The sequence below is a fragment of the Fontisphaera persica genome (assembly GCF_024832785.1).
Taxonomy (GTDB): domain Bacteria; phylum Verrucomicrobiota; class Verrucomicrobiia; order Limisphaerales; family Fontisphaeraceae; genus Fontisphaera; species Fontisphaera persica.
Window position 1 is genome coordinate 234,010 of sequence record NZ_CP116615.1, and the last position, 13,155, is coordinate 247,164.

Here is a 13,155-nt window from a genome sequence, read left to right on the forward strand (position 1 = left end):
GTCGTGGGAAACTTCCGCTGGAATGGTTCAAGTTATATCCCAACTCCCTCATTGCATTTGGGACGCGCAAGGCATAGTCTGGGGCCGCTCTAATCCAAGCAGCAAACCTTTATGTATAAAATCATTGGCGCTGACGGCAGGGAGTACGGCCCCGTTTCCGCTGAGGAAATCAAGCAGTGGATTCGTGAGGGTCGCGCAGTAACCAACACCAAGGCTCAAGCGGTCGGGACCGTGGAATGGAGGGATTTGCGTGACTTTCCGGAGTTCGCCGGCTGTTTTGGGGCGTCCCCCCCCCCGCCGCCAACCGCTACAGCCGCGCCCCCCGGGGGTGCCATGCCCCCCGTCGGCGTGGTCACAGTGGACCCCAGGCAGGAGGCCGAAGCGATTATTGCGCGGGGCATTCATTTTTCCATTGGCGATTGTTTAAGCCGCGGCTGGCAACTGGTGATGTCCGATTTCTGGCCGGTGGTGGGGGTGTCGGCGCTTATTCTTGTCATCCTCGCCGGCACCAATGCGGCCTATGTGGGGCTGCTGATTAATGGTCCTTTGCTCGGCGGCCTTTATTATTATTTCCTGAAAAAAATTCGTGGCCAGTCGGCGGCGTTGGGTGACGCGTTTGCCGGTTTTTCACTGGCTTTTTTACAGTTGTTTTTACTGAATTTAATCTCCGGTATCTTTATTTCGCTGGGTTTGGTGCTGTGCCTCATCCCCGGCATCTATCTGGCGGTGGCATATTACTTTATCTATCCTTTGTTAATAGACCGCAGGCTTGAATTTTGGCCGACGATGGAGATTTGCCGGCGGGTGGTGACCTCGATATGGTGGCAAGCATTGGTCTTTGTGCTGGTCATGGCGTTGGTGAACCTGGCCGGGGCGCTCGCCTTATGCGTGGGCATTTTTATCAGTTTCCCGGTGACGATTGCCGCCACCTGCTATGCCTATGAGTCTATTTTCAACGGACGACAACCCACCACCTGAGCCAGCCCATGCCTGGGGCATGGTGGCGGCCAATCTGCTGTTGTGGCCGGGCCTGGGCACGGCCTTGGCGCGCCGCAAAAGCGGCTTGGTGCAAATGGGGTTATCCGGCGGCGGGCTTATCATGGCGTTGGTGGGGATGGTGGGTTTTTATTTTCGGTGGGTGACTACCACCGAATTTCCCGGCTGGCGTGATCGTTATGTGATGGCGTTTGTGGCGGGGCTGGGATTGTTTGCGCTGGCCTGGTTTTGGGCGCTGGGAAGCAGTATTCAAATCATTCGCTCGTCCCGTTCGCGAGCGCCAGCGCAAGCAGCGGCGGAGCGCCCTGCGCCGCCCCCAATGGGAAAGGCCTAGCAGGATGGGGGATTTCGCGGTGGGCGTCGCCTGGGCTAAGTTAAGCGCATGAACGAACTGACACCGCAAGAAGTAGCTCAATCGCTGGCCACATTAAAGGATTGGCAGAAGCGCGCTGCGGTCTTGGAGCGCCAGTATGTTTTTCAGGACTTTCCCACCGCCATCACGTTTGTGAACCGGGTGGCCGAAGCTGCGGAGAAGGCGTGGCATCATCCGGATATAGACATTCGCTGGAACAAGGTGGTATTGACGCTGACCACCCATGATGCCGGTGGTTTGACCCGCAAAGATTTCGAACTGGCCGCCGTCTGCGATGCCCTGGCCCGCGATTTGCCCGGGCCGCGCGCTGCCGGGACGTGAAACGCCGATTGCCACCCCGCGCCACCCTGGAAGCCCAACAGGCTTTCAAGCAAGCTTTTGGGTACCGGGCCGCGTTCACTGTTTCTGCGCCAGCGGTCGTCGAGTTGCTGGGGCATCATGCGGAAGCGCACGAGGGGCTGGCTTTGATGGCGGCCATTGGGCGGTTTGTCCAAATGGCGGCGTCGCCGCGGCCTGACGGCAAAATTGAACTGGCGTGCGCCGGGCATTCCGGCACGGAATGTTTCTGGCTCAGCGAGCTCAAGTTTAATCCAGCGGCCTCGTGGGCTGACCCCATCAAGGCGGTGTTGATGGAATTGCGGCGGCATGGGGTGCCTTTTCGCGGGTTTAATCTGGCGGTGCATGACGGCATTCCCGCCCAGGCCGGCCTGGGCGAAGTGGCCGCGTGGCAGGCGGCGGCCGCCCTTTTGGTGCGCAAGTTATATCCCTTTCGTTTAACGGACACGGGTTGCCTGAACCGTCCGCCTGCGCGGGACCGTTATGGGCAGGTGCCGCCGCCGGCCCAGCCCGAGCGCCTGGCGCTGGCGCGCATGACCCACCGCGCCAGCCGGTCTTTGAGCGGCGTGCGTTCGAGTTTGGTTGAGCATCTGACGGTCTTTTGCGGGCGGGCCTATCATGCGCTGACGGTGGACTGCCGGCATCACTCGGTGGAAACGCTGCCTTTGCTGGGGCAGGCGGCGCTGGTGATCTGTCCCTCGGGCGTCCAGGGAGAAGACAGCGCGGCCCAGGTGCAGGTCCGCGAGCGGGCTGGTCATTCTGCCGCGCAAAAGTTGCGTGCGCGCAGCCTGCGGGCGGTGAATTGGGCCGTGCTCAAGGAGGGCCGGATGCACTTGAATGATCTGGAATTTGCCTGCGCGTACCACCAGGTCGGCGAGACGGCGCGAGTGGTCTTCGCCGAGCGGGCTTTGCGCGAGGGAGATTTCTTGCAGTTTGGCCAGTATCTGACCCAAAGCCACGAGAGCGCACGGGATTTCCTGCAAATCTCGTGTCCAGAAGTGGATTGGCTGGTGGAGCAGGCCCTGGCACAGCCGGGATGCCTGGGGGCGCGGCTGGCCGGGCCGGGTTTTGGGGGGGCCACCGTGAATCTGGTGACTTGGAATCAGTACGAGGCCTTTGTCAAAAAAATGGCGGCGCTCTACGAGCGCTACACCGGGCGGCGCATTCAGCCTCTGGCCTGTCCGGTGGTGGATGGGGTGGAGTGAGAGCGGTGGCAGAATGGCCGCGTTTTAGTTTTCCAGCGCTGCTTTGGAAAGGGGAACGCGGCGGCGCTCGGGCCATTCGACGAGGCCCAGGACCAACCCGGCGCCGATGACCAGCACACCCCAAAGCTGGCCCCAATGGAGGGATTCGCCCAGCCAATAAGCGGCCATGGGCACTCCGGCGAGGGGCTGCACAAAAATCGTCAACACCACCAGGCTGACGGGGGTTTCCTTGATGACCCACAACCACGCAGTGTAGCCCAGAACGGTGCACACCAGGGCCATGAAGGCGAGTCCGGCCCACGCCTGCCACGGCAGTTTGTGCGCGGCCTGCCACGTGCTGCCGCCGTCATACAGCACGTTGGCCAGCGTGCCGGCAACCAGGGCGGTGGCCAGAATGCGCGCGCTGCCGGCGCGTTGCGCCACCGGCTTGCCCAGGATGGAATAGCCGCTTTCGCAGACGAAACTGGAGATGAAAATGAGGTTGGCGGTGAGGCTGGTCCACTGAAACTCCGGACGCCAGACACCGTTCAAGAGGGCCACCCCGGTGATGCCCAGCACGAAACCGGCCCAGCGGCGCCAAGGTATATGTTCTTTGAGCAGCAGGGCTGCAAGCAGCGAAGTAATCAGCGGTTCGAGAGCCATCAACACGGCGCTGTTGCCGGCTCCGCCCAGGGCATTGCCGAGGACTTGCAGACGCTGGCCAACGCAGAAGACCAGCATGCCCATGACGGCGGCGCGCAGCCAGTCCCTGCCTTGCAGGGGCGGGCCGGGCAGCCAGCGCCATAGAGGAGCCAGCGCGAGCGTGGCGAGCAGGAAGCGAAGCGTCACGATGCCGCCCGGCTCCAGCCAGTTGCCCAACGCCTTGTTGATGGGCAGCGTGGCCGCCCAGCAGACGTTGAACACCACCATGATAAACAGATGCGTCAGCCGCATAATCCGCCGCGCGCAAACTTGCCGTGGCGGCATGATTTGGCAAGGCAAATGCAAGGGCAGGCCATGCCCACGAGGCGGGGAATGGGCGGGACAATTAACTGGGTGGATTGGGCCATTGACGCATCCGAAGGGGACGAGGTGCTGTGCGGCTTGCGCGCGGGAGAGGCTTGAGTTATGGTAAAACCGACACCCGCGCCAAGAGGGGCGGGGTGTGAACGACACCTATGGCGAAAGATTATTACGTCATTTTGGGCGTCGGACCAGACGCGGGACAGGAGGAAATTCGCAGCGCTTTCCGGCGGCGCGCGCTGGAGACGCACCCGGATCGTTTCGGCGCAGACCCTGAGCCGTTCATCGAACTACAGGAGGCCTACCGCATTTTGAGCAATGAGCGATTGCGGGCGGCCTATGATGCCGAGCGCCGCCGGCGTCGGCAGCAACGACAGGCCACGGCTGAACCCTTGCGTCGGGCGCGGCAGGCGGAGCCTTTGCGGGCGGCGGCGGAGGAAGGCATAGATTTGAGTGAAGCTTCGCTGACGCAATCCTTCCGCACTTACCAGCCGTCCTTCGAGGATATCATGGGGCGGTTGTGGCGGAATTTTTACGGGGCGGAACACCCCAAGGCGGAGCAGGTGGAGCAACTGGTGGTGGACATACCCATCACTCCTGCGCAGGCGCGTTGGGGCGGGCAGGTGCGCATCATGATACCGGCCCAGCACGTCTGCCCGACCTGCGAAGGGGAACGGCACATTGGGGGGTACCCCTGTTTCCGTTGCGGAGGGGTGGGGGTGATTGTCAAGGAAACGCCCGTTTATGCGTCCTATCCGCCGCAGGTGGTGAATCACTACCTCGCGCACATCCCGCTGGAATCGTTGGGGATAAGCAATCTGTACCTTACGGTGCGCTTTTGTGTGACCGAGCAGGCGGAGTGATTTTCCCCCGCCTTCCTTTCAGGCGGAAGTGAAAGGTGATGGCTGGGCCCGGCGGCGCAGTGGAATCACTGTTTGACGCGCTGCTCCAGGCGTTGGATGGCCTGGCTGACCCAGCGATTATCATTGGTGTTTTGGATGGAGCGGTAACTCTTGAGAGCGGCGGCAAGATTGCCTTCCTGCTCGTAAATGCGGGCAATTTGCAGGTGGGCCCAATCGGCGCGCTGCGGATTGATGCGCATCAATAATTCGTAGCTTTGCATCACCTTTTCCGGCTCGTTGTTGGCGCGAAAGGCGCCCACACAGGTGTTGATGATCATGTCCACACTCAGGGGGGAGCGGCGGTCATCTTCAGCCACGTCCAGGTGGGGCCACAAATAACCTTCGGCCAGCCGGGCCGCGAGCCAATTGTTTTGGGCGTCGTTCCAACAGTACTGCATGGCTTGCAGGACCATGCTCACGCCAGCGCGTTGATGGCGCAGGTTGGCGCTGGCCAGCAGGCGCTTGGCTACATAGAGTGTCTCCCCAATCACCTGATACATGGCGGAGTAACTTTTGGCTTCATTGAGCCGTTTGCGATGCTCAGTGGCCAGGGCCATTTGGGCTTTCTGCAAATCATTGTTCACCATGGCGGGATTGGCGGCGGCCATGGCGGCAAAGGCGCGTTGAAAATCCCACAGGTCCGCGGTAATGGGCGCCAATTCTTTTTCCATGTCAGGGATTTTTTTGAGCTCCTGCCGCCAGGCGGGCAGGTTTTCCTGGACATAGGCAATGCGCCGGACTTGGTTGGATAGATTTTCCGCGAGCCGATTGGCATTGGTGGCTGCGGAGGTGAGAGCGTCTTTCACCTGTTTCTCCAAGTTTTCGACCAGGTTGCTGCGCATGACCAGCTCCTGTTCCGCCTCGGTGACCCGGTTTTCCAGGCGCAACATGCTGGACTTCAGCTTGAGGTATTCATCGCGCAGGGTGTCAAAGTCTTTGCCTGTGCGTTTGCCTTTTTGCGGGCCTGTATTCTTGTCCTCTTTGGGTTCAACCTTGGCCATCTCGGCTTTGGAGGGGAAGGGGAATTCCACGGTGAAACTGCTGCGGCCGGTTTGTTGTTTAAGGTAGCGGTCCACGGCCCAGCGCGCTTTCCAAGAAGCCAGAGATTGGGCCAACAGGAAATACCCTCCCAAGAGGATGGCGAGGAGCGCGGCAACGGCGCCCAGCCCCAGCCAGAGGCGTTTTTTGCGATTTCCGGCGCCAGCGGTGGTTGTGGCATTCATTTTCTGCATGGTAAGTGCGCGGTCCAGTGTGTCACCCAAAAATCCAACCATCGGTTTAGACGAGAAAGCAGAGGCAAAAGTTACAAAATACCCCTGCCATGGGACGGGGTTGAAGGAGGCATGCGGCAGGGTAAAGGCATTCCTTGCCGTGGGGGTTCAGGGGCAAGCTGAGAGAGCATTCGTGCCAATCCATGGTTTGCCAACCGGCGGGCTTTAGGTCACTCTATTCTCATGAATATGACCTTTCCTCGTCTTTCGAGGGCACGTCTTGGCGGCATGATGGGGGCCAGCCTGCTGGCGTGCCTGCTTCTCTGGGGCACAGTGGCGGCTGAGGCGCAAAATCCGGCCAACTACCGGCGCATTGAGGACATTATCTATGGGCGCAAACACGGGGTGGCTTTGACGCTGGATGTGTTTGAGCCGGCGCGCACCAATGGTTACGGCGTCCTGTTCATGGTGAGCGGGGGGTTCTTTTCTTCCAAGTCCGCCATCAACCCGGCGCATTACCGGCCGTTTTTGGACAGGGGCTATACAGTCTTTGCCGTGGTACATGGTTCCCAGCCCAAATACACCATTCCTGAAATTGTGGAGGATGTGCATCGGGCGGTGCGTTTTGTACGTTACCATGCGGCCAAGTGGGGCATCCGTCCCGATAAACTGGGGGTGTGCGGCGCCAGTGCGGGAGGGCATCTATCCTTGACCTTGGGTACTCAGGGAGGCCCCGGCCGCCCGGAGGCTGCCGATGCGGTGGACCGGGCGAGCAGCGCGGTGCAGGCGGTGGCATGTTTCTTTCCCCCCACGGATTTTCTTAATTACGGCAAAACCGGGGAGGTGGCGGTGGGGATTGGCATTTTAAGGGAGTTTCGGCCTGCCTTTGGTCCCCGTTCCGACCAGCCGCAGGAACGGCTGAAGTACGGGCGGGAGATTTCCCCGATCTATTTTATTACTTCCAACCTGCCCCCCACTTTGATCATTCATGGCGATGCCGACAAGTTGGTGCCCATTCAACAAGCGGAGAGCTTTGTGGAGAAGGCGCGCGAGGCGGGGGCCAAAGCCAAATTGATCGTCAGGCCCGGTCGAGGTCATGGCTGGGTGGACATGTTGCAGGACGTGCAACTGCTGGCGGACTGGTTTGACGAGCATTTGCGCGGCCTAAAAACGCCATAAGACGGTTTAATCCAGAGCGTGACAAGCGGCGGCGGGTGGCCTAAGATGCGCCCATGGACGCAGTCCATGTCAACATCCGGCGCGCCACGGTGGATGATTTGCCGCAGCTCATCGAGTTGTGGAAACAGGAGCAACTCCCATGGCAAACCCTGGAAAAGCGCTTCACCGAATTCCAGGTGGCCGTGGATGGGGAGGGGAAGATTTGGGGGGCGATTGGCATTCGGATTGCGCGGCACCAGGGGCAATTGCACAGCGAGGTTTTCCGGCAGTGGGATTTGGCCGATACTTTGCGCGAGCGTTTTTGGGAGCGCATTGAAACCCTGTCGCACAACCATTCCCTGACCATGCTGTGGACGCAGATGACCGCGCCTTTCTGGCATGGTTATGGATTTCATCCCCCCACGGCGGAGACGTTGGAGCGCTTTCCGCCTGAATTTGGGGACCAGGGGGGGACGTGGACTGTGTTGTCCCTGCGTCCGGAACTGCTGCAGACGGTGGACCTGGAGATGGAATTTGACCGGTTTGCTCACGCCGAGCGGCAACGCACGGAAGCCGCCATGGAACAGGCGCGCTGGCTGAAGCGGCTGGCCACCATTCTGGCGGTGTTGTTGTTTTTGGGCGTGCTGGTGGGGATGAGCTACCTGCTCATGCGCTCTTCCGGCGGGCGATAGGCCCGGCGGGGGTCAGGTATTGGGCGAGGTCAGCGTGCCGGCTTTCATGAAGACGTAAACCAGCAATGCGGCCACCAACAAGCCGAGGACCACCCCCACAATAATAAAGATGAGGTTGGCGCGGTTTTTCTTTTTCCCAAACTGGGTGTCATCAGCAAAGTTGGAGGGTTTGGGGCCGGCCGTTTCCAATTCGTTCAGCTTGACTCCCTGGGGGAGGATGACGGTCTGGTCCAAAGCTTTTTTGGCGGGGGGCGGTTGGTCGCCCTCCAGGCGCATTTGCAGGTTGCCCAGCCGCAGAATCTGGCCGGGTTTCAGCACGGCTTCGGTGATTTGCTGCCCGCCGATGAAGGTGCCGTTGGTGGAGTTGAGGTCGCGCACGACGACCTCCGCGCCCTTGAGCAGGATTTCGCAGTGGTGACTGGAGACAGACGGCTCCGGCACGCAGAAGGCGTTGTCGTCCAGGCGTCCCACGGTGGTGCGCTCCGTTTTCAGCTCGTACGTGCGCCCCGTGAACCCCTCGCTGAGCACGACTAGTTTGGGCATAAAATGCTTTCCTGGGGATTATTGGCTTCGTCCTTCTGCAAGTCAAACCGATTTGCTTCCTGATTTTCTCACCGGTGGGAGTTGTTAAGCGCGGACGGCGAGAAAGGCCGCCCGATGCCGGCAGACTGCGGCGGAAGCGGAGGCCGGCGATGGTGGGGAAGGCATCGTATTTGCCTGCGGCGGCCTGGAAATCCGGCGTGACTTTGCGGCCGTCATGAGACAGACTGCACGGGCACATGCAACGCAAGGGAACATCTGCAAGTGGCCCGGCGCCGGTGGCTCGCAGCGGGCGTTTTGCCACGGGACCGGCCAAGGCCGTGGCGCAATTTACCGAGTCCATCAGTTTCGACTGGCGATTGTGGCGGCAGGACATTGCCGGCAGCCGGGCGCATGCCCGCATGTTGCAGCGGGTGGGTTTGCTGACCCGGCTGGAGTTGCGCGAGATTGAGCGCGGCCTGGCGGAAATCGAGCGCGAAATCGAGCAGGGCAAGTTCACGTGGCGTCCCGAGTTGGAAGATGTTCACATGAACATTGAGGCGGCACTGACGCAGCGCACGCCCGCCGGCGCCAAGCTGCACACGGCCCGCTCGCGCAATGACCAGGTGGCGTTGGACATGCGGTTATGGCTGCGGGATCATCTGGACCAACTGGACGCGGCCCTGCGGCGGCTGCAACGGGCATTGGTGGAGTTGGGGGCGGCCAATGCCGATGTGGTCATACCCGGTTACACTCATTTGCAGCGGGCGCAGCCGGTGTTTCTGGCGCATCATCTGCTGGCCTATGTGGAGATGGTGGAGCGTGACCGGGGGCGTTTTGCCGATTGCCGGCAGCGGGCCAATGTATGTCCCCTGGGCAGCGGTGCGCTGGCGGGTTCCACTTTGCCCCTGGACCGGGAGGCGGTGGCCCGGGAGCTGGGTTTCGTGGACGAGCGCGGGCGGCCGCGCATCTCCCAGAATTCGATGGATGCAGTCAGTGACCGGGACTTTGTGGTGGAATACAATGCCGCGGCTGCGCTGCTGGCGGTGCATTTGTCGCGGTTGGCTGAGGATTTGGTGCTGTGGAGCGGGGCAGAGTTTAATTTTATTCAGATAGGGGACGCCTACACCACGGGCTCTTCCTTGATGCCGCAGAAGAAGAATCCGGACGTCGCCGAGCTGGCACGGGGCAAGAGCGGGCGGGTCATTGGCAACCTCATGGCCTTGCTGGCGCTGCTCAAAGGGCTGCCGATGACGTACAACCGCGATTTGCAGGAGGACAAGGAGCGGATGTTTGACACCGCCGACACCGTGCTGGCCACGGTGAACATCATGGCCGACATGCTGGGGCAGGTGACGGTGCGGCAGGGAAGCTGCGCCGGGGCGGCGGCCGATCCTCAACTGCTGGCGACGGACCTGGCGGATTACCTGGTGCGGCAGGGGGTGCCGTTTCGGGAGGCGCATCACCTGGTGGGGACGGTGGTGGCCCTGGCCGAAAAGATGGGCAAGCCCTTGGACCAATGGACTTCCGAGGAATTTCAGCAGGTGGACCGCCGGTTTGGCGCGGATGCTCCCGAGGTCTTTGATTTGCGCCAGGCGATGGAACGCCGGAATCTGGCGGGGGCGCCCGGCCGGCGCGAGGTGCAGAAACAACTGGCACGTTGGAAGAAGACCTTGGCAGGGCACTAGCGGCGCGGCCATGCCCAGGAAATTATGAATGCCTGCGGTTCCATACCGTGGCCATTGCTCCAGCAGGTTTCGCGGTCGTTTTATCTTTCCCTGCGCTGGTTGCCGGCGGCGGTGCGTCCGCAACTTGCGCTGGCCTACCTGCTGGCGCGGGCCACGGATACTGTGGCGGATACGGACATTGTGCCCTGGGAGCGGCGGCTGGAGTCCTTGGAGCGTTTGCGGGCCTGCATCATGCGGGAAGCCAGCAGTCCACCAGATTGGAAGGGGCTGGCGGGCCAGCAAAATTTGCCGGCGGAGCGTGAGTTGCTGGAGAAGGCTGGGGAGTTGATGGGCATGTTGGAGCGGATGGCGGAAGAGGATCAGGCGCTCATTCGCGGGGTGCTGTCCACCATCACCAGCGGCCAGATGCTGGACCTGCAGCGGTTTGGACTGGCACGTTCTCCTGACCAAGTGCGGGCGCTGGCCCACAAGGAAGAGCTGGTGGACTACACTTACCGGGTGGCCGGATGTGTGGGGGATTTTTGGACGCGATTGTGCTGCGCGCATTTGCGGCCGGCGCCGGCCATGGCAGTGGAGGAATTGGCGGCGTTGGGGGTGAAGTTTGGGCAGGGGTTGCAATTGGTCAACATTCTGCGGGATTTGCCGCGCGACCTCCGCCAGGGCCGGTGTTATTTGCCCGCCGAGGAATTGCGCGCAGCGGGTTTGCTGCCAGCGGATTTATTGGACCCGCGTTGCGAGGGACGATTGCGGCCGGTGTATGACCGATGGCTGGCGCAGGCCCGGCAATGGCTGGCGGACGGCTGGCATTACACCCTGGCCTTACCCGCCTCGTGGCATCGCCTCCGGCTGGCTTGCGCCCTGCCCAATTTATTGGGCATAAAAACGCTGGCCATGCTCAGGGAAAATGCTATACTAAATCCCGAATTGCGTCTTAAGGTGACTCGTGCCGAGCTGCGGGGCATTTTGTGGCGCATGATTTTATGCTACCCTTGGCCAAACAAATGGAAGCAGTTGCCCGACGGACCTTTTTTTCTAAATCCTTGATTTGTATTGCATTTTGAGTGTAAAAAAGCCTAATCATACTGCTATGAAACTAACCCAAACCATCACTCTGGCGCTGGTCGCAGGCTTTTGTGTCGTGGCAGTAGCCGCGGACACCAGCGCGGAAAAAGCCGCCAAGGCCAAGGCGGCCGCCGAGGCCAAGGCCAAAGCTGATGCCGAGAAAAAAGCGCAGGAAGCGGCCAAAAAGGCGGCTGCCGAACAGTTGAAGGCCCAAAAGGAAGCCGAGGCCAAGGCGAAACGGGCCGCAGAGGAGCGCGCCCGGGCGGAAGCCAAGGCGCAGGCCGAGGCCAAGCGCCAGGCCGAACTGCAGGCCAAAGCGCAAGCTGAAGCCGCCAAGAAAGCGCAGGCAGAGGCCAAACGTCAGGCTGAATTACAGGCCAAAGCCCAGGCCGAAGCGGCCAAAAAAGCCCAGGAGGCAGAGAAGGCTCGCGCCGCCGCCGAGGCCAAAGCCAAGAAAGAAGCCGAAGCACGCGCCAAAGCCGAGGCGGAAAAAGCCGCCAAGGCCAAGGCCGAAGCGGAGCGGCAGGCCAAAGCTGAAGCCGAACGCAAGGCCGCCGAGCAGGCTGCCGCCAACAAGCTGAGAGAAGAGCAGCGCAAGAAAGAAGAGGCGGCCCGCCGCAAACAGGAGGCGGAGATGCGCAAGAAACAGGCGCAGCAAACCGCGGCTGCCAAACCTAAGACGCAAACTTCCACCGCCAAGCCCGCCACCACCAAAACGCAAACTACGCGCACCTCCACGGCCAAAACCACCAAGCCCAAGGCCAACATCATGACCCCTGAGGAGGCCAACGCGGAGTTGCTGCGCAACCGTGATGCCGCCCGGCGCGCGGCGGAAATCGGGGCCGCGGCGGCCCGTGCGCGGGCGGAACAGGTGACCCGCCAGGAGGCCGATGCCAAGCTTCAAATTTTGCAGCGCATTCGCGCCACCGATACCGCAGCCCCGGCTCCGCCGCCGCCGTCTGCCAAGCCTGCGGCTCCGGCCCCGGCGGCCAAGCCTGGCACCAAGCCCGCCACGAAACCTGCGGCCAAACCGGCGCCGCCCAAACGCACCGCAGATGACGCCAAGCGGCTGGCGGAGGAAAAACGTCGGGCTGAGGAACAGCAAAAAGCGGCCGCCAAGGCCAAGGCCGAGGCGGAAAAACGGGCCAAGGAAGAAGCGGCTGCGCGTGCGGCGGCCCAAAAGAAGGCCGAACAGGAAGCGGCCGCGCGAGCGGAAGCCGAGCGCAAGGCGAAGGCCGAAGCGGAGCGCAAAGCCAAATTGGAAGCCGAGAAGCGGGCCAGGGAAGAAGCGGCCGCCAAGGCTGCCGCGGAAAAGAAAGCGCGTGAGGAAGCGGCCAAGGCCGCCAAGCCGCCCGTGGTGGAGAGCAAGCCGGTGAAGGTGGAACCATCCGCCGCGGAAAAAGAGGCGGCCCGCCTGAAGGCGCAACAGGAAGTGGAAGCAAAGAAGGCCCGCAAGGCTTATGAGGAAGCTCAGGCCAAGGAACAGGCGCGGTTGCGCGCCGAGGCCAAGGCCCGCGAGGAAGCGGAAGCCAAGCTGCGCCGCGAGCAACAGGCCCGCCTGCGCGCTGAAATGAAGGCTCAGGAAGAGGCCCGCGCCCGTGAACAAGCCCGATTGCGCGCCGAGGAAAAGCGCAAAGCCGAATTGGAATTGAAGGCTCGCAAGGAGGCCGAGGCGCAGGCCAAGGCTGCTGCCAAGGCGGCGGAGGCCAAAACGACCAGCGCGAAAGTTTCCGCTCCGGCGGCCGCCGCCACCGGCGGCAGCAAAGAACAACGGCTGGCCGAGTTGCTGGAGCTGTACAAGGCCGATAAAATCACGCCGGCCGAGTACCACCAGCGCCGTCAGCAAATCTTGAGCGGCAAATAAATGGTTTTGATTCAGCCCAAACCCGTCGGGCCAGCCTGACGGGTTTTTTTATTGGGGCCTGGGCTTAGCCATGCAATTGCAGCTTCAGGGGCTGACACGCAAATTTCCCGGCATGTCCCGTCCGGCGGTGCAGGAGGTCTCGTTGGA

The 13,155-nt window shown here is 61.6% G+C and carries 13 protein-coding genes; 10 read left to right on the plus strand and 3 right to left on the minus strand.

Annotated features, from left to right (window positions below; genetic code table 11):
* The first annotated feature begins 111 nt into the window (after positions 1-111).
* Genes NXS98_RS01025 through NXS98_RS01040 form a run of 4 tightly spaced genes read left to right on the plus strand, consistent with a single transcriptional unit; the run spans position 112 to position 2,910 of the window.
* On the plus strand, positions 112-978 hold the full coding sequence (locus tag NXS98_RS01025; RefSeq protein WP_283846596.1) for a GYF domain-containing protein: 867 nt from the start codon (positions 112-114) through the stop codon (positions 976-978).
* Positions 941-1,330 (plus strand): hypothetical protein, encoded by a 390-nt coding sequence (locus NXS98_RS01030; protein ID WP_283846597.1) that lies wholly within the window; start codon positions 941-943, stop codon positions 1,328-1,330. The genes NXS98_RS01025 and NXS98_RS01030 overlap by 38 nt, the downstream gene beginning before the upstream one ends.
* Before the next feature lie 48 nt (positions 1,331-1,378).
* Positions 1,379-1,690, plus strand: a complete 312-nt coding sequence (locus NXS98_RS01035) for a 4a-hydroxytetrahydrobiopterin dehydratase (protein ID WP_283846598.1) — start codon at positions 1,379-1,381, stop codon at positions 1,688-1,690.
* Positions 1,687-2,910 (plus strand): galactokinase, encoded by a 1,224-nt coding sequence (locus NXS98_RS01040; RefSeq protein ID WP_283846599.1) that lies wholly within the window; start codon positions 1,687-1,689, stop codon positions 2,908-2,910. Before NXS98_RS01035 ends, NXS98_RS01040 begins: the two co-directional genes overlap by 4 nt.
* A 24-nt stretch (positions 2,911-2,934) precedes the next feature.
* On the opposite strand, the gene NXS98_RS01045 is transcribed toward NXS98_RS01040, so the two are convergent.
* Positions 2,935-3,876 carry a DMT family transporter gene (locus tag NXS98_RS01045; protein ID WP_283846600.1) on the minus strand — a complete coding sequence of 314 codons (942 nt, stop codon included), beginning with the start codon at positions 3,874-3,876 and terminating at the stop codon, positions 2,935-2,937.
* A gap of 191 nt (positions 3,877-4,067) precedes the next feature.
* Between NXS98_RS01045 and NXS98_RS01050 the strand changes: the two genes are divergently transcribed.
* Positions 4,068-4,775, plus strand: coding sequence for a DnaJ domain-containing protein (locus NXS98_RS01050; protein ID WP_283846601.1), 708 nt, complete (start codon positions 4,068-4,070; stop codon positions 4,773-4,775).
* A 65-nt stretch (positions 4,776-4,840) separates the two neighbouring features.
* Here the strand turns inward: NXS98_RS01050 and NXS98_RS01055 are convergent, their stop codons facing one another.
* Complete coding sequence (locus NXS98_RS01055) at positions 4,841-6,037, minus strand: hypothetical protein (RefSeq protein ID WP_283846602.1); 1,197 nt, start codon at positions 6,035-6,037, stop codon at positions 4,841-4,843.
* A 237-nt stretch (positions 6,038-6,274) separates the two neighbouring features.
* Between NXS98_RS01055 and NXS98_RS01060 the strand changes: the two genes are divergently transcribed.
* Positions 6,275-7,204 (plus strand): alpha/beta hydrolase fold domain-containing protein, encoded by a 930-nt coding sequence (locus NXS98_RS01060; protein ID WP_283846603.1) that lies wholly within the window; start codon positions 6,275-6,277, stop codon positions 7,202-7,204.
* Between the two features lie 53 nt (positions 7,205-7,257).
* Entirely contained in the window at positions 7,258-7,875 is a 618-nt protein-coding gene (locus tag NXS98_RS01065) for a hypothetical protein (RefSeq protein ID WP_283846604.1), read from the plus strand.
* A gap of 12 nt (positions 7,876-7,887) precedes the next feature.
* Here the strand turns inward: NXS98_RS01065 and NXS98_RS01070 are convergent, their stop codons facing one another.
* Positions 7,888-8,418, minus strand: coding sequence for an FHA domain-containing protein (locus NXS98_RS01070; RefSeq protein ID WP_283846605.1), 531 nt, complete (start codon positions 8,416-8,418; stop codon positions 7,888-7,890).
* A 236-nt stretch (positions 8,419-8,654) separates the two neighbouring features.
* On the opposite strand from NXS98_RS01070, the gene argH reads away from it, so the two are divergent.
* Genes argH through NXS98_RS01085 form a run of 3 tightly spaced genes read left to right on the plus strand, consistent with a single transcriptional unit; the run spans position 8,655 to position 13,008 of the window.
* The gene (gene argH / locus NXS98_RS01075) at positions 8,655-10,082 is read left to right on the plus strand and encodes an argininosuccinate lyase (RefSeq protein WP_283846606.1); all 1,428 of its coding nucleotides are present in this window, start codon (positions 8,655-8,657) and stop codon (positions 10,080-10,082) included.
* A gap of 24 nt (positions 10,083-10,106) precedes the next feature.
* The gene (locus NXS98_RS01080) at positions 10,107-11,126 is read left to right on the plus strand and encodes a squalene/phytoene synthase family protein (RefSeq protein WP_283846607.1); all 1,020 of its coding nucleotides are present in this window, start codon (positions 10,107-10,109) and stop codon (positions 11,124-11,126) included.
* A 43-nt stretch (positions 11,127-11,169) separates the two neighbouring features.
* Positions 11,170-13,008: a hypothetical protein gene (locus NXS98_RS01085; protein WP_283846608.1), complete on the plus strand. Its 1,839-nt coding sequence runs from the start codon at positions 11,170-11,172 to the stop codon at positions 13,006-13,008.
* Positions 13,009-13,155: the final 147 nt, after the last annotated feature.